The 22,370-nt window shown below is 45.8% G+C and carries 19 protein-coding genes; 17 read left to right on the top strand and 2 right to left on the bottom strand.

What is annotated here, in order from left to right; genetic code table 11:
* Positions 1–149 precede the first annotated feature (149 nt).
* The 4 genes from NSQ58_RS10895 to holA all read left to right on the top strand — a co-directional run bounded on the left by NSQ58_RS10895 (position 150) and on the right by holA (position 4,612).
* Complete coding sequence (locus NSQ58_RS10895) at positions 150–1,139, top strand: iron-hydroxamate ABC transporter substrate-binding protein (protein WP_341057384.1); 990 nt, start codon at positions 150–152, stop codon at positions 1,137–1,139.
* Between the two features lie 228 nt (positions 1,140–1,367).
* A complete protein-coding gene (locus NSQ58_RS10900) occupies positions 1,368–1,916 on the top strand; it encodes an RNA polymerase sigma factor (RefSeq protein ID WP_023989520.1) in 549 nt (182 codons plus the stop codon).
* Positions 1,913–3,367 (top strand): anti-sigma factor, encoded by a 1,455-nt coding sequence (locus NSQ58_RS10905; RefSeq protein WP_341057386.1) that lies wholly within the window; start codon positions 1,913–1,915, stop codon positions 3,365–3,367. The genes NSQ58_RS10900 and NSQ58_RS10905 overlap by 4 nt, the downstream gene beginning before the upstream one ends.
* A gap of 213 nt (positions 3,368–3,580) precedes the next feature.
* A complete protein-coding gene (holA, locus tag NSQ58_RS10910) occupies positions 3,581–4,612 on the top strand; it encodes a DNA polymerase III subunit delta (protein WP_013311182.1) in 1,032 nt (343 codons plus the stop codon).
* A 141-nt stretch (positions 4,613–4,753) separates the two neighbouring features.
* Here holA and rpsT read toward each other — a convergent pair whose 3' ends face one another.
* The gene (rpsT, locus tag NSQ58_RS10915; RefSeq protein WP_013311181.1) at positions 4,754–5,026 is read right to left on the bottom strand and encodes a 30S ribosomal protein S20; all 273 of its coding nucleotides are present in this window, start codon (positions 5,024–5,026) and stop codon (positions 4,754–4,756) included.
* Positions 5,027–5,224: 198 nt separating this feature from the next.
* Between rpsT and gpr the strand changes: the two genes are divergently transcribed.
* The 6 genes from gpr to NSQ58_RS10945 all read left to right on the top strand — a co-directional run bounded on the left by gpr (position 5,225) and on the right by NSQ58_RS10945 (position 12,377).
* Positions 5,225–6,226: a GPR endopeptidase gene (gpr, locus tag NSQ58_RS10920; RefSeq protein WP_023989518.1), complete on the top strand. Its 1,002-nt coding sequence runs from the start codon at positions 5,225–5,227 to the stop codon at positions 6,224–6,226.
* A 226-nt stretch (positions 6,227–6,452) separates the two neighbouring features.
* Complete coding sequence (locus NSQ58_RS10925) at positions 6,453–7,712, top strand: stage II sporulation protein P (RefSeq protein WP_023989517.1); 1,260 nt, start codon at positions 6,453–6,455, stop codon at positions 7,710–7,712.
* A 28-nt stretch (positions 7,713–7,740) separates the two neighbouring features.
* Positions 7,741–8,253, top strand: coding sequence for a hypothetical protein (locus NSQ58_RS10930; protein ID WP_023989516.1), 513 nt, complete (start codon positions 7,741–7,743; stop codon positions 8,251–8,253).
* A gap of 71 nt (positions 8,254–8,324) precedes the next feature.
* Entirely contained in the window at positions 8,325–10,139 is a 1,815-nt protein-coding gene (gene lepA / locus NSQ58_RS10935) for a translation elongation factor 4 (protein WP_023989515.1), read from the top strand.
* Positions 10,140–10,548: 409 nt separating this feature from the next.
* Positions 10,549–11,736, top strand: coding sequence for a radical SAM family heme chaperone HemW (hemW, locus tag NSQ58_RS10940; RefSeq protein WP_053325799.1), 1,188 nt, complete (start codon positions 10,549–10,551; stop codon positions 11,734–11,736).
* Positions 11,737–11,900: 164 nt separating this feature from the next.
* Positions 11,901–12,377 carry an N-acetyltransferase gene (locus tag NSQ58_RS10945; RefSeq protein ID WP_013311174.1) on the top strand — a complete coding sequence of 159 codons (477 nt, stop codon included), beginning with the start codon at positions 11,901–11,903 and terminating at the stop codon, positions 12,375–12,377.
* A gap of 82 nt (positions 12,378–12,459) precedes the next feature.
* On the opposite strand, the gene NSQ58_RS10950 is transcribed toward NSQ58_RS10945, so the two are convergent.
* Positions 12,460–13,026 carry a hypothetical protein gene (locus NSQ58_RS10950; RefSeq protein WP_341057389.1) on the bottom strand — a complete coding sequence of 189 codons (567 nt, stop codon included), beginning with the start codon at positions 13,024–13,026 and terminating at the stop codon, positions 12,460–12,462.
* Between the two features lie 327 nt (positions 13,027–13,353).
* Between NSQ58_RS10950 and hrcA the strand changes: the two genes are divergently transcribed.
* From hrcA to NSQ58_RS10985, 7 genes are all read left to right on the top strand, one after another.
* A complete protein-coding gene (gene hrcA / locus NSQ58_RS10955) occupies positions 13,354–14,385 on the top strand; it encodes a heat-inducible transcriptional repressor HrcA (RefSeq protein WP_013372178.1) in 1,032 nt (343 codons plus the stop codon).
* Positions 14,386–14,506: 121 nt separating this feature from the next.
* Positions 14,507–15,079, top strand: a complete 573-nt coding sequence (gene grpE, locus NSQ58_RS10960; RefSeq protein ID WP_013311172.1) for a nucleotide exchange factor GrpE — start codon at positions 14,507–14,509, stop codon at positions 15,077–15,079.
* Positions 15,080–15,166: 87 nt separating this feature from the next.
* Positions 15,167–17,011, top strand: coding sequence for a molecular chaperone DnaK (gene dnaK, locus NSQ58_RS10965; RefSeq protein ID WP_068942392.1), 1,845 nt, complete (start codon positions 15,167–15,169; stop codon positions 17,009–17,011).
* Between the two features lie 247 nt (positions 17,012–17,258).
* A complete protein-coding gene (gene dnaJ, locus NSQ58_RS10970; RefSeq protein WP_023989511.1) occupies positions 17,259–18,389 on the top strand; it encodes a molecular chaperone DnaJ in 1,131 nt (376 codons plus the stop codon).
* Positions 18,390–18,544: 155 nt separating this feature from the next.
* Positions 18,545–20,200 carry a DcuS/MalK family sensor histidine kinase gene (gene dcuS, locus NSQ58_RS10975; protein ID WP_071558461.1) on the top strand — a complete coding sequence of 552 codons (1,656 nt, stop codon included), beginning with the start codon at positions 18,545–18,547 and terminating at the stop codon, positions 20,198–20,200.
* Positions 20,193–20,900 carry a two-component system response regulator DcuR gene (dcuR, locus tag NSQ58_RS10980; RefSeq protein WP_053325797.1) on the top strand — a complete coding sequence of 236 codons (708 nt, stop codon included), beginning with the start codon at positions 20,193–20,195 and terminating at the stop codon, positions 20,898–20,900. The genes dcuS and dcuR overlap by 8 nt, the downstream gene beginning before the upstream one ends.
* A gap of 121 nt (positions 20,901–21,021) precedes the next feature.
* Positions 21,022–22,368, top strand: coding sequence for a 2-hydroxycarboxylate transporter family protein (locus tag NSQ58_RS10985; RefSeq protein WP_023989508.1), 1,347 nt, complete (start codon positions 21,022–21,024; stop codon positions 22,366–22,368).
* Positions 22,369–22,370 lie beyond the last annotated feature (2 nt).

The following is a 22,370-nucleotide window of genomic DNA, read 5'->3' on the forward strand; positions in this document are numbered from 1 at the left end:
TTATCAGTACAACAACACATTAAAATGGGTGCTCACTCTCAGGAGTGGGCTGTTTGCTTTGAATCCAATCTGCATGGACAGTAGCTGTAAGCTTTGATAGAATCATATGAGTAATGAAAATGAGAATCATTATTAATGGGAGGAATATTGTGAGTTATTTTAAATTCAGAGCATCAGCTTGTTTGTTCATCATTTCGTTAATGCTGATATTGAGCGCATGCGCTACAAGTGGGGGTGGGACTGTAACAGAAAGCGGTCAATCGACTGCTCTCAAGACCACATCAACTGGAGATGAAGCTGCCACACGTACATATGAAAGTGATAAAGGTACAATTACTCTTCCTGAGCATCCCCAGCGTGTCGTAGTGGCAGTCGATGATTATGTAGGTGATGTGCTAGCACTTGGTATTACACCTGTAGGGGCTCCAGACACTGTATTTGATGCTCCATACTATAAAAAATATTTGAATGGTGTTGCAAATATCGGTGACAGCTCCGCATTGTCCCTTGAAAAGGTAATCACCCTGAAGCCGGATTTGATCATTACCTATGATGAGAAAGCGTATGAAAATCTGAAAAAAATAGCACCTACAGTATATATTCCATATGGTAAATATCAATATAAGGACCGTCTGATGGAGCTGGGCAAAGTGTTAAACAAGGAGCAGGAAGTGAAGAATTGCCTGGCTGATTTTGCAACCAAGATTGCTGAGAAGAAACAGGCTTTGTCTGACGTCATTGATTCGGGTAAAAAAATCGCTATTTTTGAGATTACAGGAAAAGAATTATATCTATATGGAAAATCTTATGGACGTGGAGGAGCCATACTTTATGATGAGCTGGGACTTCATGCTCCTGAGAAGGTAGAAAAGGCAGCGTTCGAGAAGGGATGGGCCAGCATTTCAATAGAGGCTTTACCGGAGATGCTGGGCGATGCCGATTATTTAATGTTGGGTATTAGAGGCGACGGAACAGACCAAGGAAAAGATATTTTATCTAAAAGTGTGTGGGAGAACCTTTCTGCAGTTAAATCAGGTAAAGTATATCAATACTCAATCGACGATTTTTATTTTCAAGATCCGATTGCTCTGACTTATCAATTAGAACTCATATCTGATTTTTTGGTTTCCAAGAAGTAACAATATGATCTTGCAGCTCGATAGGCTAGCATTTAGATGTATGTAGGAGCTAGGGGAAGGTGACTACCTTCCCTTTTTCTGTTATTCTAAGGGAGGATACGCTGGGGATTCTGGGCTTTTTGGTATAATTTTTTTTGTTAAAAAAATAAAATTAGTGTCAGACGTCTATCCTGCAACAATTTGCAAAAGGGATACGTCTGTAATATTGCAGGGAGAGGGGGATCCTTTGTGGTAGAGCAGGGACTCATTCGAGCCGCTCAATCGGGCGATCGCGACGCTCTCATTACCCTATTAAGAGAGATAGAACAGCATGTATACCGTACGGCATATTACATTCTAAACAATGAGCAGGACGCCATGGATGCTTCACAAGAAGCCCTCATACGGATCTATTCCAAAATTAACTCTTATGAGGAAAAAGCGCAGTTTAAAACCTGGGTCCAACGCATTGTAACGAATATATGCATCGACAAATTCAGAAGAACGAAGCCCTCGGTTTCCATTGACGAGCACGACATGATATTCAACGATCCCCAAAACGTGGAGGTCGAGGTGTTGACCACTTACATGGCACAGGATGTTCGTGAAGCTATACAACAACTTCCGGAGCACCACCGGACGGTAATTGTCTTAAGATATTTGCAGGATTTCTCCTATAACGAGATTGCAGATTCTCTGGATTTGCCGCTAAATACGGTCAAGTCATACTTATATCGTGCAAGACAGCAATTGCAAGGGCTACTTCAGGAATATCAGAAAGGTGGTGTATCAGGATGAAGTGTGGGGAAGAGGTGATGGATTGGATGCAGCGTTATGTGGATCATGAGCTGGGCGAAGAAGAGACGTCCCAATTAATGAACCATATTGCGACTTGCCCGGACTGTGCGGAAAAATTTCTTATTCTTCAGACACTCTCTCGCGAGCTGGAGGAATTGCCTGCGGTTTCCCCGGCGTTCAGCCTGGTGGATTCCATCATGCCTCAGCTTGATGCCATTGACCGCGCACGTGAAGAGCAGGGAAGTGCGCTTCAGGAAATGCAGCCTGTGGCTGTAGAGCCTGGACCAGTGCCTAGACAAAGTACCCAGCCTACACCTTGGTGGAACCGAATGGCTGGACGCGCTGCCATGGGCGTGGCTGCCGCTGCTGTTGTACTGGGGATTGTAGTGTTTAACTTCGAGCCTAAAACAGTGCAGGATGCGGAAGGCATACTTACAACCCAGACGCCCGAAGTGACGAATCCGCAGAATCAGACGGAAATTCTTCCAGGTACAGCCAATGGCAGTGGAGGCCGTGATGCAGCCATTGGTTCGGATTCTACACAGCAGCCGTCAGAGCAGGGGCAAGGAACGGATGCATCTCAGCTACCTGCGGATAAAGATCCTGACCTGAGCAAACAAGGTGCAAACGATGAAAAGAACTCTTCCAAACGGGATGCTGGGAAACGTGACGATCAGCGAGCTGGGGAGGAAGATTCGACGAAGTCTGCACCAGCTGAACATTCTTCTCGTCAGGATGAAGGGCAGGGGCAGCTACGTATGGATCGTCAGGTGACAAAGGAAAATCCGTCTGCTGGAGATGCTCCTAAATCTGAGGACAAACAGTTAAGTCAGGAAAAATCTGATCGATCCACGATTGCTCCTGCTGAACAGGTGGAACCGAAAATGGAAAAAGCACCCCTAGCGGATACGGGTACCGCTCAGGACGATAATAATGGTAATACAAGTACGAATGATTCTTCTTCGTCGCTTAGTCAGGATTTGAAGGTACAGGATCGAATTGCGTCAAATGAAACGTCGAAAGAAACGACTTCCAAAAGCATCACAAAGGATTCGGGCAATGCCTTGGGAACGGATAGCAGCAATGCAGCTTCTAATGATCAGCAATCATCCGTGCCGCAAGACCCGGTTCGTAAAGAAGGATTTGTATCTAATTCACTGGTCTCTCCGGACAACAATAATGCTTCCAGCTATAGTGCCCAATCTGCCTCTACAGATCAGCTCAACTCGCCAGATGGTAGCTATGCGGTGGCTATTGAGGGCAAAAAGCTGAAAGTGTATAAGCTTTCTGATAACGGTGTAGACCGAACAACACTGGAAGTCCGTACTCTAAAAGGTGCCTGGGTCAAAGGAAGCTGGTCAGAAGACAGCCAGACCTTTATGTATGAGACGGAGCAGGATGGGACAGCAAGTAAATATACGTACACCGTCCCGCGCAGCACTGGAAAATAGTTTCCGTAAGTTGGCACACTTTTAAAAACAGAGAATATACTATATGAACCGACGTCGTATCCCGACGGCCGAAAGTTTCTAGAGCTTTCTGCTGCCGTGTTGATATAGATGGTGGTGAAGGGATCCTGTCTATAGGCAGGGTCCCTTCGTTTGTATCATGACTTGCCTTCCGGTCGGATGTCGGGTACGATCAGTGGGTGGGGGGAACGGAAAATGGATGTAAAAACAGCCTCTAAGGCTATTCGCAAAGGCGACATTTCGCCAGTGTATTTGCTATACGGCAGTGAAAAATATCAAATGAAGCAGTTTGTTGAGATGCTTAAAGAGAAAGTGGTGGAAGAGGAGCATCGTGACTTCGCCATCATTCCTTATGATTTAACCGAAACGCCAATTGAGGTGGTCGTGGAGGAGGCGGAAACAGCGCCTTTTCTGGTGCCAAAGAAGCTGATTATTGTACGGGATACCAGTGTATTTGCAGCAGGCAAAGATAGCGGTAAGATAGAGCACCGGCTTGAGACGCTGTTGACTTATATGGATAACCCGACTGACTATAGCGTCATCGTTTTTACGGTTCAGGCTGAAAAGTTGGATGAACGGAAAAAGATTGTCAAAAAGCTGAAAAGTGATGCTTCGGTTATTGCTTTTGCTCCAATGGGTGGAGATGATCTTATAGCTTGGATCCATAAGCGTGCAGGAGAAAGAGAAGTGCAATTGGCTGCAGGAGCTGCTGAAAGCCTCATTCAATTCACAGGTACCGGGCTGCAATCCTTGGCTGCCGAGATAGACAAGCTCTGCTTGTACGCAGGAGCACAGGGAACGATCTCATCCGCTGATATAGAATCCCTGGTGCCTCGTAACACAGAGCAAAACGTATTTGCGATGGTTGAGGATCTGGCTAATTTGCGGCTGGATAAGGCGCTCAGTATTTTTTATGAGTTGCTTAAGCAAAAAGAGGAACCGATCAAGATTGCCGCTTTGATCACGCGACAGTTCCGTATTATGTTGCAGGTCAAAGAGCTGGCAGGTCAAAGCTATTCCCAGCAACAAATTGCGAGTCAGCTTAGTTTGCATCCTTATGGGGTGAAAGTTGCAGGGGACCAAGCGCGGAGGTTCCGTCCTGAGCAGCTGCGTCAGCTTCTCTACGAATTGGGCGAGCTCGATTATCATATGAAAACAGGTGTCGTTGACAAGGTACTGGGACTGGAGCTATTTTTGATGAAAATGGGTGCGGGGGCTTCAATCTAATCCCCCCATGTGCTGTTATAGAGTCAGCTCATGTAGCGTGGAAAGCTGACTCTATAAATTAACAAAAGTTATAAACTAAAAAAACCTGATCAGCCAAGGCTGGTCAGGTTTTTTTCATTAACGTATGAAAGTAGCTCTTGCTTACGCTTGAGCTGTAAGAGCGTTAAGTTTTTTCGCCAAGCGGGATTTCTTGCGAGCAGCTGCATTTTTGTGGATCAGACCTTTAGTTACAGCCTTGTCCAGCTTTTGGGAAGCTACTTTGAAAGCAGCAGCAGCAGTTTCAGCTTCGTTACCTACCAACGCTGTATCGGCAGCTTTTACTGCTGTACGAAGCGCGGATTTTTGGGAAGCGTTCAACGCACGGCGTTTGTCGCTAGTTTTAACGCGTTTGATAGCGGATTTGATGTTTGGCATTACATTCACCTCCTGTAAAGGCATTACTTATGAACACAAACGTTTCACAACTTAAAATATTTTAGCATGCCACACCTCAAATTGCAATAAGAAAACATTCTGAGGCGATGCGAATTACAGGATGAAAATGGATGTGCATAAACCTGTTGGGTGTCTCGCACACTATAGTCAAAGATGGTATCCAAGGAGGCTTAAAAGATGGATCTGGATTTGCAGAAGTATGCGGTACGCACGGATTTGGCATTAGAGGCAAGAGAACTGGCCGAACGGGATCAGCCTGTACCTCTGTCGGGCATAAGTGAGAACGTGGAGGAAGATAACGGAATCAAAATCACACGGCTGGACGTACTGAATGAAGAAGGAGCCAACCGTATTGGGCGGGTACAAGGGCATTACGTCACGTTGGAAGTACCCGGCTTGCGTGAAGGCGACACGGGGCTCCAGCAACGTGTAGCTATTGCATTTGCAAAAGAAATGGAGCATTTTATACAAAAAATAGGGATCTCTAATACGGCAAAGGTACTGGTGGTAGGTCTGGGCAACTGGAACGTTACTCCCGATTCGCTGGGGCCGCTTGTCGTTGAAAATTTGATGGTGACTCGTCAATTTTTTGAACTGACACCTGATCAAATCAACCCGGGCTATCGAGATGTGAGCGCAATTGCACCGGGCGTCCTGGGTATTACGGGGATCGAGTCCAGTGAAATCGTTCAAGGCATCGTGGATCGCACAAAGCCAGAACTGATTATTGCAATTGACGCTCTGGCGTCACGTTCACTGGAGCGCGTCAATACGACCATTCAGGTGGCTGATATCGGGATACATCCAGGTTCAGGTATTGGCAACAAGCGGCGCGGTATCACCAAGGATATTATGGGTGTTCCGTGTATCGCTATCGGCGTTCCGACGGTATGCTACGCTTCTACCATTGTCAATAACGTAATCGAACTGATGAAAACACATTTTACCAAAGAAAAGGCTTCTACAAAAGCAATCCTGGGGATGTTGGACGATATTTCAGAACCTGAGAGACTTGGGCTGGTGAGAGAGGTACTGCAGCCGCTGGGGCATGATCTGATTGTGACTCCTAAAGAGATCGATGAATTTATTGAAGATATCGCGAACATCATTGCTACTGGATTGAACGCTGCTCTGCACGAAGCTGTTGATCCTGGCAATGTCGCCGCGTATACGCATTAATCAAGGGTTGGTAAAATCGTATTTCGATACACGAAAGTCTCTATTTAACAGGAATCTAATTCTCTTTCAAAAAGGGAGGTGATATACCTGTAGTAGAGATTTTTTGTGTTCTAGCAATTGTTCTCCGTTCATAGAGTTGAAGTATAAGAGATTTCCGCAGCAGATAGGAACCCTATGTTCCGAATATAAAGCGGGTTTCGACGGGACGAAGGAGGACAAGGCTCACATGAAAAAAATTCAGACCTGGAACGTCGGAAGATGGAGAAGAAAAGGTATCGAAATTTTGGCGATGGGACATACGCTTGTGCTGCTGATCATGGGCTCGGCGCTTTTATTTGTCGTTTTGGGGCTAGGGGGATTGGCAGAAAATCGTCTACAAACATCTCCTGTTTCTTCGATGAAAGGATTGGCAGGTTCGGTGTCTAGCGGTTTTTTTGCGGATATGCTAGGTATGGAAGTACCTCATTTGGCACAAAAGAAGCAGCAATCTTCGTTGTCGGGTGAACAATGGTCGCCTTTTGTTTTTCAGATGCTTACAGGTATTAATCCGCAGGATCCCAAAAGTCTCATTTCTCGTGAAATTCCTGGCATGTCTGCGGGAGCGCCTGTCTTGCTGCGCAAGGGTTCGGGGAACACAAAGGTAGAGGGTCCTACGGATTATCAGCCCGATCAGGGAACGACGGATGCCCCTGGTGGCTCAGATGCATCTGAGAACCCACCGACTACTACGCCGGATATTCCGACAACACCGCAAACAGATCCGGCACGTGAAGATCATCCAGGTGATACGGCCAAAGGGGACAAGCGTATATTAATCTACCATTCTCATCCCAGAGAAGCATATAACCCACTACTCAGCAAAACCAGTTCCAACCCCAATTCAGGTTCTAAATCAGCCAATGTGTCAAGGGTAGGGGACTTCGTAAAGAAGAGGCTGGAAAAGCAAGGGATATCCACACTGCATGTAAACAAAGATTATGCCACTACAGTTCAAAATTACAATTGGAACTATTCCTATAAATATTCACGCGAAACAGTCAAGGAAGCTTTAGCTGGAAATAAAGGTTTAACTTATTTGCTTGATATCCATCGAGATTCACAACGTCACGGAAAAACAACAGCAACCATTAATGGGCTCTCTTATGCCAAGGTGTATTTTATTATCGGACATGACAACAAAAATTGGCGCGAAAATGAAGCTTTTGCTGCTCGTATTCATGAAAAGCTGGAAAAATCGTATCATGGCGTATCACGTGGTGTATGGGGGAAAGATGGTGGCAAAGGCAACAACGGTGAATACAATCAAAGCTTATCTTCGCATAGCATTTTAATTGAAATCGGGGGTATTGACAACACCGAGGAGGAGTTGAAACGCACCTCAGACGTTTTGGCGGACATGATCGGTGAAGTGTATTGGGAAGATCAGAAAGCTCAGAAAGCGGGCACTAACGTTTCGGATACAAAAAAGAGCAACAGCGGCAATTAAATGAGGTAGCGGTAAGGGGGGGAAGGTAATGTCTGGACATTTTCGTAATAAAGCACTTGGATTTGTATTGCTCATGGGGGCAGGTATTCTACTGGGTATGCAACTGGCAGGATCTGGCCTGCGTTCAGTGTATGGACCGGAATGGAACGGGGATACGATTCAATCGGTAAATCAACAGAAAGTCGGATATGAACAGACGGTTATTGAGGATACACCCGCAGCTAACGCTCGTGCATATAGCGGTACGTATAGCACAAGTGGAAATGTTAAGGTTGAGCCGAAAACGGGAGCGGGTATAAATGAAGCTAGTGGAAGGGAAGAAAATGAGGAGCAGACGGAACTCGGGGCATCCAGGTGGTATTCGACGACTGCGCAGCATGTCAATACTCAGGACCTGGAGACACCGCGTGAACTGTTAGCCGTCAAGGGACAACAAGCTTCGGTGGATACCATGGCGGACAAAACGGCTGGGCTGCTGCAAAACCTATCAAGACAGGGGATTCGATGGGTTGTGTCTGTTTTTGACGGAGTGACAGAATAGAAATATTGCTGACCCCCTATACAACTGCTATAATAAGCTGATTGACACTAGGCATTGTGTGGGGGTAAGGCATGACTGACATATTGGCAAGACAACGTAAAATTCGGAACTTTAGTATCATTGCACATATAGACCACGGTAAATCCACGCTGGCTGACCGGATTTTGGAATACACCGGTGCACTCACATCCCGTGAAATGCAGGAGCAAGTGCTTGATCAGATGGATCTGGAACGGGAGCGCGGGATTACAATCAAGCTCCAGGCAGTGCGACTCACTTATAAGGCCGATGACGGCGAAGAGTACATTTTGAATCTGATTGATACACCGGGACACGTCGATTTTACGTATGAGGTTTCCCGAAGCTTGGCGGCCTGTGAAGGGGCCTTGCTAGTTGTAGACGCGGCACAGGGTATTGAAGCACAGACATTGGCTAACGTATATTTGGCGTTGGACAACAATCTGGAAATTCTGCCAGTGCTTAACAAAATTGATTTGCCAAGTGCCGATCCTGAACGGGTGAAGCAGGAAATCGAGGATGTTATCGGCTTGGATACGAGCGAGACTGTCCACGCATCGGCCAAAGCTGGAATCGGTATCAAGGAAATTTTGGAACAGGTGGTCAGAAGCGTACCTGCTCCGCAAGGGAATCCGAATAATCCGCTGAAGGCGCTTATTTTCGATTCGCATTATGATCCATATAAAGGCGTTATTGTGTATGTCCGCGTCGTAGATGGTAGCATCAAGGCAGGTTCCAAAATTAAAATGATGGCAACTGACAAAACGTTTGAGGTTATTGAAGTTGGTGCTTTCATGCCACGTATGAGCATCGTGGACGAGCTGAACATCGGTGATGTTGGTTTTATCGTTGCTGGTATCAAGCATGTGGGTGATACGCGTGTCGGGGATACGGTGACAGATGCAAAAAATCCAACATTAGAACCGATGCCGGGTTATCGAAAAATTAATCCGATGGTATATTGCGGTCTGTATCCAATCGAAACATCGGAGTATAACGATCTGCGTGAGGCGCTTGAAAAGCTACAACTGAACGATGCTTCGCTCAGCTTTGAGCCAGAAACATCAAGCGCGTTGGGTTTTGGCTTCCGTTGTGGATTCCTTGGTCTGCTTCATATGGACGTTATTCAGGAACGGATTGAACGTGAATTTAACATTCCACTGATTACAACGGCACCAAGCGTTATTTACCGCATAAAGTTGACGAATGGGGAAACGATCCAGATCGACAATCCATCGAATTATCCGGAAATCGGACGGATTGAACATGTGGAAGAGCCCTATGTAAGAGCAGGTATTATCGTCCCTAATGATTACGTAGGTACGGTGATGGAGCTTTGTCAAACCAAACGTGGTGAGTACGTAAATATGGAATACTTGGATACGACACGGGTAACCATTACGTATCAAATTCCGCTGTCTGAAATCGTATATGATTTCTTCGATCAGCTTAAATCAAGTACCAAAGGTTATGCTTCCTTTGATTATGAGATTTCAGGCTATCGCCAGTCCAACCTGGTGAAAATGGATATCTTGTTGAATGGCGAGCAGGTCGATGCGCTGTCGTTCATCGTGCATAGAGATCGGGCTTATCATCGCGGACGTATTATCTGTGAGAAGCTGCGCGAGCTAATCCCGCGTCAAATGTTCGAGGTGCCAATCCAGGCATCTGTGGGAACAAAGGTCGTGGCGCGTGAAACCGTTAAGGCGATGCGTAAAAACGTCTTGGCCAAATGCTACGGCGGCGATATTTCCCGTAAACGGAAGCTGCTTGAAAAGCAAAAAGAGGGCAAGAAGCGTATGAAGCAGGTCGGTAACGTAGAAGTACCACAGGAAGCATTTATGGCGGTACTGAAAATAGATGAGTAAAGCTGCTTGAAGTATTCGTCCATTCTTTCATGGGGCATTTGCCGTGCATGGAGAATGGACGTTATTTATTTGAGCAAGCTATCCAGAGATGGAATGTTTGTTATCTCGGTTGCAAAAATAGTATAACAACAGTAGCTTTAGCGTATTTCTAAAGATGCTTTACTCTTACTGCAACACCTACATCACAAAAAATGACCGATGGTGGTGGGCAGCAGCAGAGTGGATGGAATCGTTCTGAAGAAGCGTTAGAGTTCGCCTTTATCCCCGGATTTTACCCTATTAAGTTTATTTACAAAGAAAAAATCCGGGGGTAACAGCGATCGGAAGAATGATCCATCCACGGAGCGTTCTCCCCCCTCTTCGCCATTTTTTTCAATCACCACACACTGAATTGACAAGGAGGATCGGTATGACCGCATCCATACAAAAACATGAACATTCATCCGCGCCTCAAGCGGTTTACCTGCATATACCTTTTTGCACGAATAAATGCTTTTACTGTGATTTCAACTCTTATGTGCTCAAGGATCAACCTGTTATGGAATATCTGTATGCACTGGAACGGGAGATGGAACATACAGTCAAGCTTCACCCGCCAGGAGAGATTAAAACCATTTTTGTCGGGGGCGGAACACCAACTACTCTAAACCCGAAAGAAATGGAATATTTCCTGAAGAGCGTCCGAACTTACTTCCCACATTGGGCGGAAGATATTGAGTTTTCCATGGAAGCCAATCCAGGCACCACTGATTTTGAAAAACTCACTGTAATGAAAGAAGGCGGCGTCAATCGACTCAGCTTTGGTGTACAGGCTTTTCAGAATGAGCTACTCACAGGCATAGGTCGTATTCACAGTACAGATGACGTATATCGCAGTTTGGAAAACGCTCGTAAGGTTGGCTTGGACAACCTGTCGATTGACCTGATGTTCGGTTTGCCGAACCAAACGGTGGAGATGCTGCATGAAAGCGTCAGTAGAGCGCTAGAGCTGGAGCTTCCTCATTACTCTATCTACAGCTTGAAGGTTGAAGAAAACACACTCTTCCATACACTGTACCAGAAAAATCAGCTGCCACTTCCACATGAGGATGACGAACTGGAAATGTATTTACTCCTCATGCGTCGCATGAAAGAAGCGGGGTATGAGCAGTATGAGATTAGTAATTTCGCAAAACCAGGCTTGGGGAGCAAGCACAACATGACCTATTGGCGAAATGAGGACTATTACGGTCTCGGCGCTGGGGCACATGGATATGTTGGCAGAGAGCGTCATATGAACATTAAAGGCATTAACCCTTATGTGGAGGCTAGTCGTAATGGTTTACCACGTCTGGATAGCTTTGAGGTGCCGGCGGCGGAAGCCATGGAGGATTTTCTTATGGTCGGTTTGAGAATGCTAGAGGGCGTATCCAAGTCCCGCTTTGAAGCTCAATTCGGTCAGGCATTGGAGGATACGTTTACTGCTCCTCTCGGAAAAATGCTCAATGCGGGGTTAATCGAATCAATTGAGGACGGTTATCGTTTGAGTGAACGCGGCATTTTGTTCGGAAATGATGTATTTGCAGAGTTCATCGGTTCAATCACGGTAAATTCATAAGTCGTAATTCGTAGGCTTCAATACAGCACGTTTCAACTTCGTAAGCTGGGACAATCATTTTATAACAACATTCTGTCAAAGCAGGGTAAATGGAGTATTGCGATTCTATGCGTGATGTTGTATATTTATTCATTATATGCGGCAAGCGGCAGGAGGAGAGCAAGATGGCTTCAGTGTGTAAAGATGTATTGTGCAGAAGTGCGGTTCCTGAGGATGTGGAGCCTTTATATCAAATGATTAGCGGCTATGCAGAGCGGGGGATTATGCTGCCACGTTCGAGGGAAGTGCTTACGCGCCAACTGGAGCTATTTATTGTTGCAGAGGTGGACGGCGAAGTTGTTGGTTGTGGTTCTTTATGCAAATTGGGCGCTGATCTGGTAGAGATTCGCTCCCTTGGCATCTCTGAGGGACATAAAGGTATGGGTATTGGCTCCAAGCTCGTGGAGGGCCTTATTATAGAAGCACGGCGGCAACGTATTCCTAAAATTATGGCATTGACCTACGAGGTCTCCTTTTTTATAAAAAACGGTTTTGATGTAGTAAGTAAAGAGATTTTCCCTGAAAAGGTATGGACCGACTGCATTCACTGTAGTAAACAAAACAATTGTGATGAAATCGCAGTGTTGAAAGTACTGAACTGACCTGTCAATAATGAGGTCAGTTCTTTTTTCATCAGGCCATAATCGTGCGTTTGTTATACAGCCTACATTGTTTAATCCTGGTTCATTTCTCATATGCTTTGAGCAACCACCAAATGAATTGATGATGAGGCTCCAGTTCGGAAGGTATTCCATTCAGGCTTCTTATGGGATGGTCCTTATGATAATCAGTATCATTATAAAAGTATGCAGTGCCGTCTAATGGAACCCGGTGTTTATATTTATACAAGGCTACAACATATCTTTCAGACTCTCCGGTTCTGCTTGGACTATATGTATATCCTTCCCAATCGCCTAGTGTTAAATCATCGTAATGTTGTATAGCCGATATACTGTATTTTATTTGCTTGGGAATACTTGGACTAAATTCTTGAGGGTAAAATAAAATGGTATTCCACATGCTTAAAAGTATTGTAGGAATCAAGACCAAGGCATAACATAGGGGTCTTAATTTACGAATTAAATGGATGACTGAAATAATAAGGGCTGCATTGAGGATGAAAACTAATGGCAAAGCAGCTATTTTTCCTAGTCCTGTATACGGAAACAACTTGATTAAAATCTGAAACATACAAATTGTAGGTAAAAGTGCGATCGATGCGTATAAAAGATTGCGGCGATTAGTTCTCAAATTTAATTCCTCCTCAAGGACAAAGAAGCTATAATGGTATGGAGACATAGTCTCGAATTTTTCTATTTTCTGTGTCACTATACATAAATACGGTTTTTATACGCTGGATATTGAGATTTTTCGTGAAAAAGTGTAAACGTTGTGGATTCATTCCAGTAAACTAAACTGTTGTGATAAATCTTGTTTATTGAAAATACTGAACTGACTTGACAATGATCAGGTCGGTTTGGTATTTTTGTATTAACGGTTAGCACTCATCGCGAACGAGTGCTAATGATTCCATTTAACAATCATGCTATTATGGATAAACAACAAGGGGGGATTCGCTTGTTAACCGAACGTCAGAGACTCATTCTGAATGCGATTATTGATGACTACATTCGTTCGGCTGAGCCAGTGGGTTCCCGCAGCATATCCAAAAGGCAGGATGTCGGATTCAGCCCGGCCACGATCCGTAATGAAATGTCGGATTTGGAGGAACAGGGCTATCTGGAGCAACCCCATACTTCTGCGGGACGCATCCCGTCTCATAAAGGTTATCGTTATTATGTGGACCATCTGGTGCCACTGAATACACTGAAGCCTATGGAAATGCGGGAACTGAAAGCCTTTTACGCCGAAAAGCTGAATGTAATGGAGCAAGTGATCCAGCATGCGTCAGGCATTTTGTCCCATATGACCAATTATACTTCCATCCTGCTTGGGCCGGAGGTTTTTCATACTTCATTGCGTCATTTTCAGCTGCTGCCTCTCAACGAAACGACGGCTGTAGCGATTATCGTGACCAATACCGGTCAGGTGGAGAATAAAACGGTAGATATTCCACCGGGAATTTCGATTTCCGAGATGGAGAAGGTTGTGAATTTACTGAACAGCAAGCTGGTCGGTGTGCCGATTTATCAGCTTAAATCGCGCCTTTACACCGCACTTGGTCAGGAGATGGAGAAGCATGTGTCTCATTTTGAGGACGCTATGAAGGTGCTGGATAAAGCACTGGATAATGAATCGGATCAGCGCTTGTATTTGAGCGGTGCGACGAACATGCTCAATCAACCTGAATTTAAAGATGTAGAAAAGGTTAAACATATTCTCGATCTGCTGGAGGAAACACCAACGCTGCTTAAACTAATGACACCTGTTGCCGGGGCACCTGAAATTCAAGTCCGCATCGGCACTGAAAATGATCATGAGGCGTTTGCCAATTGCAGCCTGATTACTGCTACGTATGCAGTAGATGGAGAAGCGTTGGGCACTATAGGCATACTGGGTCCGACACGGATGGAATATGCGAGAGTTATTAATATTTTGGGTATCCTGTCTAAGGATTTGACCGCAATGCTAACGCAACGGTTTAAATAGAACAAGACCGCATAGGTTGCGGTACTACATGTTCCGCGCCGGGATACGGTTTGTATCCTGCGCGGGTGCATTGTTGCGTGTTTTTGTAAAGGTAGTTATGACTTGAAGGAGGTGAAACATTTTGAAGGAAGAACAAGCGTTCCAAGAAGAAAAACAACAAAATGTAAGCACAGAGGAAGCCGCCGAAACGAGCCAGCAGGAAGAGCCGGTTAATGAAGCGGCAGCACTGGAAGACCAAGAAAGCGAAACAGAGCTGACTAAGCTTCGCGCACAGGCGGAAGAGCATCAACAGCGGTTTTTACGCGCTCAGGCGGATTTTGATAATTTTCGCCGTCGTACGCTGAAAGAAAAAGAAGACCTTGCCAAATATGCATCTATGAAGCTGGTTACCGAGTTGGTGCCTGTTTTGGATAACTTCGAGCGTGCGCTGGCAACAGCACCGCAAGGAGCGGAGTCTGAGTCATTCAGCAAAGGCGTGGAAATGATTTTCCGCCAGTTTGAGAGTGTGCTTCAGGCAGAGGGTGTAACGGCCATGAATTCGGTGGGACAACCGTTTAATCCGGATTTCCATCAGGCTATTATGCAGGTGGAGAGCGAGGAGCATGAGGAAGGCATCGTCGTTGAAGAGGTACAAAAAGGATACATGCTGAAGGACAAGGTGCTTCGTCCAGCGATGGTAAAAGTGAGCATGTAGCTTTTTCAATATACATTAGAAATACATCATTTTGATTCAACCATTCTGGCCTGCGGGCCTCGTATATACAGAAGGAGGAATTGTCCGATGAGCAAAGTAATCGGTATTGACTTAGGTACAACCAACTCTTGTGTGGCTGTTATGGAGGGCGGCGAAGCGGTCGTTATTCCAAATCCGGAAGGCGCACGCACAACCCCTTCCGTTGTTGGTTTCAAAAAAGATGGAGAACGTACTGTAGGGGAAACGGCAAAACGCCAAGCAATTACGAACCCGGATCGTACAATTATGTCCATCAAGCGTCACATGGGTACAAACCATAAAGAAAGCATTGACGGCAAGGAATATTCCGCACAGGAAATTTCCGCTATGATTTTGCAAAAGCTGAAATCCGATGCTGAAGCTTACCTGGGACAAACGGTTACTCAAGCTGTTATTACTGTTCCAGCTTACTTCAATGACGGTCAACGTCAAGCAACCAAGGATGCAGGTAAAATTGCTGGTCTGGAAGTTCTGCGGATTGTCAACGAGCCAACAGCAGCTGCATTGGCATACGGTATGGAAAAATCCGAAGACCAAACGATCCTCGTGTATGACTTGGGTGGCGGTACATTTGACGTATCCATTCTGGAACTGGGCGACGGTTTCTTCGAAGTTAAAGCAACAAGCGGCGATAACAAGCTGGGTGGCGATGACTTTGACCAAGTGATTATTGATTACCTCGTAAATGAGTTCAAAAAAGATCAAGGCATCGACCTGAGCAAAGATAAAGCTGCTGTACAACGTCTGAAAGATGCAGCGGAAAAAGCGAAAAAAGAACTGTCCGGCGTACTGACAACGACGATTTCTTTGCCGTTTATCACAGTAGCTGATGGCGTTCCACAGCATTTGGAGTTGAACCTGACTCGTGCGAAATTTGAAGAATTGTCTGAAGGTCTGGTAGAACGTACATTAGGACCTACTCGTCAAGCAATGAAAGACGCAGGCATGAGTGCCAGCGACATCGATAAAATCGTTCTGGTCGGCGGTTCCACACGTATTCCGGCTGTACAAGAAGCAATCAAAAAGCTGACAGGTAAAGAGCCACACAAAGGCGTAAACCCTGATGAAGTGGTAGCTTTGGGCGCGGCAGTTCAAGCGGGTGTACTGACTGGTGATGTGAAAGACGTCGTTCTCCTTGACGTAACTCCACTGTCCCTCGGTATTGAAACCGCAGGTGGCGTGTTTACTAAAATGATTGATCGTAACACGACGATCCCTACGAGCAAATCGCAGGTATTCTCGACATATGCCGACAATCAGCCTAGCGTAGAAATTCACGTGTTGCAAGGTGAACGTGAAATGGCAGCAGGCAACAAAACACTGGGTCGTTTCCAATTGGGAGATATCCCTCCAGCACCACGTGGTGTACCACAAATCGAAGTTACCTTTGATCTGGATGCGAACGGTATCGTGAACGTATCCGCTACAGATAAAGGCACAGGCAAAAGCCAAAAAATTACGATCACATCTTCCAGCGGCTTGAGCGACGAGGAAGTAGAACGTATGATGAAGGATGCCGAGTTGCATGCGGAAGAAGATAAAAAACGCAAAGATTTGGTAGAAGCGAAAAATGCTGCGGATCAACTGATCTACTCTGTAGACAAAACGATTAAAGATCTGGGCGAAAAAGCGGATGCAGGCGAAGTCGAAAAAGCAAATGCAGCTAAAGAAAATCTGCAAAAAATGCTGGAAACCGACAACCTGGAAGACATCAAAAAAGCTACTGAAGAACTGACTGAAATCGTTCAGCAATTGTCTGTGAAGCTATATGAGCAAGCTGCTCAAGAAGCACAGGCTCAACAAGCTCAAGATGGCGCAGCAGACAGCAAAGGCCGCGACAATGTGGTTGACGCGGACTATGAAGTTGTTGACGAAGACCAGAAGAAAGACTAAGCTACGGATCGGGTAGTGGTAGCTTTACGGTACACCGATGCGTTATGATATACTGAATAGTAATTGCAGCGTAGCTGCCTTGATAAATAACAATTAGCCGAAGGGTAACAGTTATTTCCAAGATAAATAAGCATATTACGGGTTGTACTGCCTTGAAATGATGGGAAGGTCAAAGCCGGGTCATCCCGTGCCTTTGGCTTTCCTTTTATATGTAGTGCAGACACGTTGTAGGCATGGGGGTGGAACATTGGCTGATAAGCGTGATTATTATGAGGTGCTGGGCGTCGCGAAGGGCGCTTCGGATGAAGAAGTCAAAAAGGCTTACCGTAAGCTTGCGCGTCAGTATCATCCGGACGTGAACAAGGCTGCGGACGCGGAAACTAAATTTAAAGAAGTGAAAGAAGCTTACGATGTTCTCAGCGATGGTCAGAAGCGGGCAAGATACGATCAGTATGGTCATGTAGACCCGAACCAGGGCATGGGAGGCGGCTTCGGTGGTGGCGCCGACTTCGGTGGCGGGTTTGGCGATATTTTTGATATGTTCTTTGGTGGCGGCGGCAACGGTCGACGTGATCCGAATGCACCGCAGCGTGGGAACGATCTTCAATATACGATGACGATTGAATTCAAGGAAGCGGTGTTCGGTAAAGAAACCGACATTCATATTGAACGTACGGAAACATGTGATACGTGTCACGGTACGGGAGCCAAAGCGGGTACTCAACCACAGACCTGCTCCGTCTGCCACGGCAGCGGACAGGAAGAAGTGGTGCAGAATACACCGTTTGGTCGCATGGTTAATCGACGCGCATGCTCCAATTGCGGCGGTTCCGGTAAAATCATTAAAGAAAAATGTACGACTTGTAGCGGTTCGGGTCGGGTACGCAAGCAACGTAAAATTCATATCCGCATTCCAGCGGGTGTAGATGACGGCGCACAAATGCGTATTAACGGTGAAGGCGAAGGCGGTGTCAACGGAGGACCGGCAGGTGACTTGTACGTCGTGTTCCGTGTGAAATCGCACGACTTCTTTGAGCGTGAGGGAGACGATATCTACTGTGAAATTCCGCTGACGTTCTCACAGGCAGCATTGGGAGATGAAGTCGAGATCCCAACGTTGACCGAGAAAGTGAAGCTGAAAGTTCCAGCAGGTACGCAAACAGGTACTTACTTCCGTCTTAAAGGAAAAGGTGTGCCAAAACTGCGTGGCGTAGGTCAGGGTGACCAGCATATTAAGGTCGTTGTGGTAACGCCTAGTAAGCTGAGTGAAGAACAAAAGGATTTGCTGCGTCAATTCTCTTCGCTTAGCGGAGAGCAGACACATGAGAATGAGCAGTCTTTTTTTGACCGTGTGAAGCGCGCCTTCCGAGGCGACTAAGCCCAATTAGGAATCGCGGAGCTTCAACCATGAATCAAAGGAAACTATTCCGCAATTGCGGGATAGTTCCTTTTTTTATATTCACGTAAACACATACATAACCATTTTTGTATAGGCATGTTGAACTGTTGAGACTTAATATCAAGTAGAAAGGGGTGAGTTCCATCGGAAATGTACAGCTCAAGCTACGTCGGGGTAAACCGCTATTAAAGCTCAGAGGCCTAATTACACTGCTAGTATGTCTAGTTATGGCACTTGTGCTTCTGCCTGTAACCCTGTTATTTGCTGAGAGAGTGGAACATGAAACTGAGAAGGGACTGGAAGAAAAGGCAATGTCCATCGCGCGTACACTCGCCCATACGCCGCTTATTGTCGAGCAATTGCAAGGGACGGGTTCGTCTCCTTCTATGCAGGAGTATGTGAAGAGGGTTTCAGCAGCAAATCACATCCAGTTTATCGTGGCTATGGATATGAAGGGAATTCGTAAAACGCACCCGGATGCTAGGATGATCGGCAAAGCCTTTGTCGGCGGAGACGAGTATACTGCACTTCATGGCCATGAGAGCGTGTCCGTTGCGAAGGGAACATTGGGCTTGTCCATGCGAGCCTTTTCCCCCGTGTTCAGTTTAACGGGGAAACAGGTAGGGGCGATTGTTGTTGGTATATCCATGCAAGATGTACAGATGGCTCAGGAAGGCAACAACCGTCTTATTGCTATCGCCATTGGCACTGGAATGTTGATTGGCACTGGAGGTGCGGTTGTGCTGGCTCGTAAAATCAAAAATATGCTAGTCGGACTGGAGCCGCCGGAAATCGCACGCTTGCTGGAGGAACGCAGCGCTATGTTGCAATCCATCAAGGAAGGGGTTATTGCAGTAGATGAATTCGGTCGCGTCATGCTGATGAATGCAGAAGCGATACGTCTGCTTAGGCAAGCGGGGATTGAAGATTTCTCATTCTCCGGACAGGAGATTACCGTTTATCTATCCGCTTTTCGATTGCAAGAGGTCTTGGAAGCGAGTACTCCACAGATGGATGAGGAAATGGAGCTGGGTGGAATAACCTTGCTGACCACCAGTGTTCCGATACGGGTCAAAGGGGAAATTGTGGGAGCAATTGTAACCTTTCGGGATAAAACGGAGATGAACCAGCTTGCGGAACGTTTGACAGGAGTGTCCCTGTACACGGAAGCACTACGTGCGCAGGCTCATGAATTTATGAACAAGCTGCATGTCATTATGGGGATGGTACACTTGCGAATGTACGATAAACTGGAGCATTACATTATGGATGCCGTCGAGCATCATCAAGTGGAGATTGGCTCCATCACTCGGCAGATCAGGGACCCAGTTATGGCAGGGTTTGTGTTGGGGAAATTAAGCCGGGCCAGAGAAGTAGGGGTGAATTTTGAACTGACTCCAGGTAGTTACTTGCCCGAATCCAGTCAAACTCAGACGACGCATGAACTGATTACTATTCTTGGCAATCTGTTTGATAATGCGGTGGAGGCGATGGAATCTTTGGAGCACAAACGGATTACCCTTTCACTTTATTTTGAGGAAAGCCAGAAGAACGGCTATCTGACCTGTATCATGTGCGATAATGGTCCGGGTATACCGGAAGGGCTTGTGAAGGCTATATTTGAAAAAGGTTTTTCGACCAAGGGAGAGTCACGAGGGATGGGTCTTTATCTGGTGACGCAAAGCGTGAAAAGATTACAGGGAAGTATAAAGTTGATCCCAGCCGAGCAAGGGTGCTGTTTTCAGATTACGATTCCATACATTATAGCGGGGAATGATGAACATGATTAATGTCCTGATTGTAGAAGATGATCCGATGGTTGCGGAATTTAACCGCAAATATATGGAGCAGGTAGAAGGTTTTCGATGTGGGGGTTGGGCTTCTTCTGTGGAAGAGGCTAAGAAATATATAGCTGAACAAGCCATTGATTTGATATTGCTAGATGTGTATATGCAGGAAAGCAATGGCCTCGATTTACTGTCATTCATACGGGAGACAGGTGTAAATATAGATGTCATTGTCATCTCGGCTGCAAGTGACATGAACAGTGTCAAAAAAGCGATGAACTTCGGTGCGGTGGATTACTTGATTAAGCCGTTCCACTTTAACCGTTTTTTGGAGGCCCTCACGGGGTACCGAGAGCACATTAGCATCGTGCGTGAGCGCAGCCTACTTTCGCAGGAAGAACTGGACCGACTGATTTATCATAAAAGCTTGACTAAAGAATTGGCACGTTTGCCCAAAGGCATAACTAAATCCACGCTGGCTATGATATGGAATTGTATCCAGCGGCATAATAAGGTGCTATTTTCCACCGAGGATATTGCGGAGAGCGCAGGGATATCCAGGGTGTCTATGCGCAAGTACCTGGCTTTTATGACAGAGATTGAGGCTCTTTCCATGGAAACCATATACGGTACCATAGGGCGTCCTGTTTACCAATACCGAATATTGCCACAGGCAGAAGGCATCATGAATAGTTTTATTTAAATCTTCTTTCTGATTACTTTAATTACAAAAGTGAATGATTAGTTTTAAAACCAAATAAAGCGTTTTCCAAGGTGTAGAATGGAAACATGATCATCATTCTTCACTTTATGGAGGGAGATTTATGGAAAATGCTACGAATCAGCCTGTCATTCAAAAGGGGCAAAGATGGAGTAAAAATTTTGTAGATGGCATCAGAATGCTGGGTAGGGTAAAGGTGGGGGTTATTCCTCTTCCACTCTATGCCGTGATCGCGCTAATTGTTTATGCAGCTGCAATTACTGAAAGACTTCCGAACGATCTGTTGGGCGGGTTTGCCGTCATCATGATTTTAGGTATACTTCTCAGTGATCTAGGGGCCAAACTTCCGTTGCTTAAGCATATTGGCGGGCCGGCCATTTTATCTCTTATGGTTCCATCGTTAATGGTATTTTGGAATATGTTCAGTCCATCTGCGATGGGTGCTGTACACACGCTTATGAAAACCTCGAATTTTCTTTACTTCTACATCGCATGTCTAGTAACGGGAAGTATTCTTGGCATGGATCGGAAAATGCTGATGAACGGAATTGTCAAAATTTTTGCCCCCATTATTATAGGATCTATTGCAGCTGTTGCCGTGGGGATGGTGGTGGGGATGGCTTTTGGCTATAGCGCCTATCATACATTTTTTTTCATCATCATTCCGATTATCTCCGGTGGGATTGGGGAAGGCATTTTACCGTTGTCCATTTCGTATGGATTGGTGCTGGGCAAGGATTCCGCAGTATTCGTATCCCAGTTTATCCCGGCTGCAATTATCGGGAACATTGTTGCAATCATAGGTGCGGGTGTTCTGAAGAGATTAGCAGAGAAAAATCCGAAAACTTCAGGTAACGGGAGGTTATTAAAACTGGAGAAAGATGCAGATAAGTTAGCTCCGGCAAGTTTGGAGCAATCGATTTCTTTTCCATTGATGGGAGGAGGTCTGCTGTTAGCTTGCACTTTCTTTATTGTGGGTAAGTTGCTGGAGCCGTATCTCCATATTCCAGGCCCGATCCTCATGATTCTGGCGGCGGCATTAATTAAGTGTATTCAGATCATGCCGAACACATTGGAGCAGGGAGCTTTTCACTTGTACAAATGTATAACGGCAAGTCTGACGTGGCCCTTGATGGTGGGATTGGGTATTTTGTATGTACCTTTGGATAGTGTAGTTGGGATTTTAACGGTTCCTTATGCCATCACCTGCGCATCTGTTGTAGTTGCATTGATTGTTACCGGATACTTCACAGGAAAATGGATTCACATGTATCCCGTAGAAGCTGCTTTAGTGACTAGCTGTCGCGGTGGATTAGGGGGCACGGGAGATGTAGCCATTCTGTCTGCGTCCAATCGGATGGAACTGATGCCTTTTGCGCAAATTGCAACACGTATTGGAGGGGCAGGCACGGTCATTTTAGCAACTTTGTTACTCCAATTATGGAGCTGATG

It is taken from the genome of Paenibacillus sp. FSL M7-0134 (assembly GCF_038007865.1).
Classification (GTDB): Bacteria; Bacillota; Bacilli; order Paenibacillales; family Paenibacillaceae; genus Paenibacillus; species Paenibacillus polymyxa_B.

Bases quoted from the DNA above. Each gene is read 5' to 3' on its own strand.
- NSQ58_RS10930 (WP_023989516.1), top strand. From the start codon at position 7,741: ATGTCTGGACATTTTCGTAATAAAGCACTTGGATTTGTATTGCTCATG.
- lepA (WP_023989515.1), top strand. From the start codon at position 8,325: ATGACTGACATATTGGCAAGACAACGTAAAATTCGGAACTTTAGTATC.
- hemW (WP_053325799.1), top strand. From the start codon at position 10,549: ATGACCGCATCCATACAAAAACATGAACATTCATCCGCGCCTCAAGCG.
- dcuR (WP_053325797.1), top strand. From the start codon at position 20,193: ATGATTAATGTCCTGATTGTAGAAGATGATCCGATGGTTGCGGAATTT.
- NSQ58_RS10925 (WP_023989517.1), top strand. From the start codon at position 6,453: ATGAAAAAAATTCAGACCTGGAACGTCGGAAGATGGAGAAGAAAAGGT.
- gpr (WP_023989518.1), top strand. From the start codon at position 5,225: ATGGATCTGGATTTGCAGAAGTATGCGGTACGCACGGATTTGGCATTA.
- holA (WP_013311182.1), top strand. From the start codon at position 3,581: ATGGATGTAAAAACAGCCTCTAAGGCTATTCGCAAAGGCGACATTTCG.
- NSQ58_RS10905 (WP_341057386.1), top strand. From the start codon at position 1,913: ATGAAGTGTGGGGAAGAGGTGATGGATTGGATGCAGCGTTATGTGGAT.
- NSQ58_RS10985 (WP_023989508.1), top strand. From the start codon at position 21,022: ATGGAAAATGCTACGAATCAGCCTGTCATTCAAAAGGGGCAAAGATGG.
- rpsT (WP_013311181.1), bottom strand. From the start codon at position 5,026: ATGCCAAACATCAAATCCGCTATCAAACGCGTTAAAACTAGCGACAAA.
- dnaK (WP_068942392.1), top strand. From the start codon at position 15,167: ATGAGCAAAGTAATCGGTATTGACTTAGGTACAACCAACTCTTGTGTG.
- NSQ58_RS10945 (WP_013311174.1), top strand. From the start codon at position 11,901: ATGGCTTCAGTGTGTAAAGATGTATTGTGCAGAAGTGCGGTTCCTGAG.